Below are 2,620 nucleotides of genomic sequence, written 5' to 3' on the forward strand. Positions count from 1 at the left end.
CATTGGATATCTATGTCTGTTTGGTGTGCCCTTCATCTTTTTTGATATTTATTTTTTTAAATCCTACAATTTTATAATCTTTTATTCAATATCAGAATTTTATTCTATTTTTAACTTGACTGTGCCGATAATTGTGATAATTTTGTTGAAAAAACAGCGTTTATTTTTGATATTAATCAAGGTCATTTCAATTTAGAGCATTCGGAATTGTAATATTAAGATATAGCATATTTTGAGGCTGGGCTTTGTTAGATTTCTAGCCTCAAATTGACGGTGCCGTATTTTATACGGATTTTTATGAGAGAAGAAAATTTTTTGATTTTTTGGACCACTTGTATATAATACCTGAATTAATATTTGTGTACAATGTCAAAAAATAGCAAGCATAAGCTGAAAAGATTTACTCTTGAGGAGCATCTTTTAGAGTTTAAATATTGCTTAATGAAGGTGGTATTTTCTTTTATAATTATCACCATAATCACTTTTCAATTTAGTTGGGATATATTTTATTTGCTCTCAAAGCCACTCTCAAAGCTTTCAGAGGGAGAGGGAAATTTTCACTTTATATACACTAAGTTAACGGAAGGTTTCATGACTGAACTAAAAATTTCTTTTATTTCAAGTCTCTTTTTATGTTCGCCAATTTTTTTCTATCAGCTTTATAAATTCCTAGAACCAGGGCTGTATAAAAAGGAAAAAAAGGTTATTATGCCATATATATTTTTTCCTCCAATGTTATTTTTGATAGGGGTGTTATTGGTATATTTTGTTGTAATGCCGATAACTTGGAGATTTTTTATAAGTTTTCAAGATATAAATCCTAAGCACGGCATTCCAATTATATTAGAGGCAAAAATAAGTGAATACATAGATTTAATTGTGGAGTTATTCATAGGTTTTGGATTGGCATTTCAATTGCCTATATTATTGGTGATGTTAACAAAATTAAAGATTATTAACCATCATCAATTAAAAAAATTTAGAAGATATTCGATAGTATTAATTTTTATTTTAGCTGCTATACTTACTCCACCAGATGTAATTAGCCAAGTGATACTTGCATTACCGCTTGTGTTGTTATATGAAATTTCTATAATTTTATGTAAAAGAGTAAAATAAGTATGCATGATATTAAATTTATAAGAGAAAATAGTAAATTATTTGATAAGGGAACGGAGAATAGAGGCATTCATCCATGCTCTGAAGAAATATTATTTATTGATAATATTGTGCGGGAGAATAAATCTAAAATTCAGGATTTACAACATGAAAGAAATGAAGTTGCCAAACAAATGTCTTTCATTGATCATAAGGATGAAAAATTTAAGGTACTGAAGGAGAGGGGCTATGAAATCAAGCATAAAATACATATTCTGGAAGAGCAAAAAAATGAGGCACAAGAAAAACTCAATAACTTTTTAATTTCGCTTCCTAACCTTCTTGAAGAAGGGGTTCCATATGGTGAAAAAGAAGAAGATAATCAGATTATAAGAAAATTTGGAAAGCCAAGGCATTTTGATTTTACAGTTCGCTCTCATTACGATATAGGCGAAAATTTAGGATTAATGGATTTTGAATCTGCAACCAAAATTTCAGGTTCAAGATTTGTTATATTAAGAAAGGATTTTGTAAGATTAGAGAGGGCGCTTGCAACTTTTATGCTTGATGTTCATGTGAGAGAGTTTGGTTTTGAAGAAGTTTCTCCACCAGCGTTAGTGCTGGAAGAAACGATGTTTAAAGCTGGTCAATTGCCAAAATTTGAAGAGGATTCATTTAAAACTACCAATGGTTATAGACTGATACCTACTTCTGAAATCCCTCTTGTATGCATGGCAGCTGATGAAATTATAGCTGAGAGCGAATTGCCACGAAGATACACAGGTTATACCCAATGTTTTCGTTCAGAAGCTGGAAGTGCTGGGAGAGATACCAAAGGAATGATAAGACAACATCAATTTTCTAAAGTGGAATTAATAAGTATTGTAAAGCCTGAGGAGTCAGCAAATGAATTAGAAAGGATAACAAATGCTGCAGAAACTATTTTACAAAAATTGGGATTGCCATACAGAATAGCGCTTCTTTGTACTCAAGATACAGGATTTTGTTCACAAAAAACTTATGATCTTGAGGTTTGGTTGCCATACGAAAAAAGGTATAGAGAGATTTCTAGTTGTTCAAACTGTGGTGAGTTCCAAGCAAGAAGGATGAAAGCTAGATATAAATCACTTAAAGATGGTAAAAATTACTTTGTTCATACATTAAATGGGTCTGGTTTAGCAGTGGGTAGAACAATGATCGCAATTATAGAGAATTACCAAAATGAAGATGGTAGTATTTCTATCCCAAAAGAATTACAACCCTTTATGCAAAATCAAAAAATAATTAAAAAGGAAAAATGACTAAAATTAACGATATTAAATCAAAATATGAATATGCGTCTTTAAATAGAAAAATAATTGCATTTGGGATTGATGTTGTAATTATAACATTGGTGGGCACCGTCAAGTTAATGGAAATATGGCCGCAACACAACCCTGACCCTTAAATTTTAGGCAGCAGCTATCTCTTGGATAGCTTCATCCCAAATAAATTTAGCTTTTTGAAAATTCTCTCTTTGGAT

3 protein-coding genes are annotated in these 2,620 nt (G+C 31.0%); all 3 read left to right on the forward strand.

Translation table 11 applies throughout. The annotated features are described in order from the left end of the window. The first annotated feature begins 366 nt into the window (after positions 1–366). From tatC to L8D11_RS04855, 3 genes are read left to right on the forward strand one after another with little or no spacing between them, the layout of a single operon-like run. Complete coding sequence (tatC, locus tag L8D11_RS04845; RefSeq protein ID WP_236870542.1) at positions 367–1,119, forward strand: twin-arginine translocase subunit TatC; 753 nt, start codon at positions 367–369, stop codon at positions 1,117–1,119. Between the two features lie 2 nt (positions 1,120–1,121). Next, on the forward strand, positions 1,122–2,399 hold the full coding sequence (gene serS, locus L8D11_RS04850) for a serine--tRNA ligase (RefSeq protein WP_236870543.1): 1,278 nt from the start codon (positions 1,122–1,124) through the stop codon (positions 2,397–2,399). Continuing rightward, entirely contained in the window at positions 2,396–2,545 is a 150-nt protein-coding gene (locus L8D11_RS04855; RefSeq protein ID WP_236870544.1) for a hypothetical protein, read from the forward strand. The genes serS and L8D11_RS04855 overlap by 4 nt, the downstream gene beginning before the upstream one ends. Positions 2,546–2,620: the final 75 nt, after the last annotated feature.

It is taken from the genome of Candidatus Bandiella numerosa, assembly GCF_021811875.1.
GTDB classification, from domain to species: Bacteria; Pseudomonadota; Alphaproteobacteria; order Rickettsiales; family Midichloriaceae; genus Aquirickettsia; species Aquirickettsia numerosa_A.

Coding starts and splice junctions, on each gene's coding strand:
- serS (WP_236870543.1), top strand. CDS start 1,122: ATGCATGATATTAAATTTATAAGAGAAAATAGTAAATTATTTGATAAG.
- L8D11_RS04855 (WP_236870544.1), top strand. CDS start 2,396: ATGACTAAAATTAACGATATTAAATCAAAATATGAATATGCGTCTTTA.
- tatC (WP_236870542.1), top strand. CDS start 367: ATGTCAAAAAATAGCAAGCATAAGCTGAAAAGATTTACTCTTGAGGAG.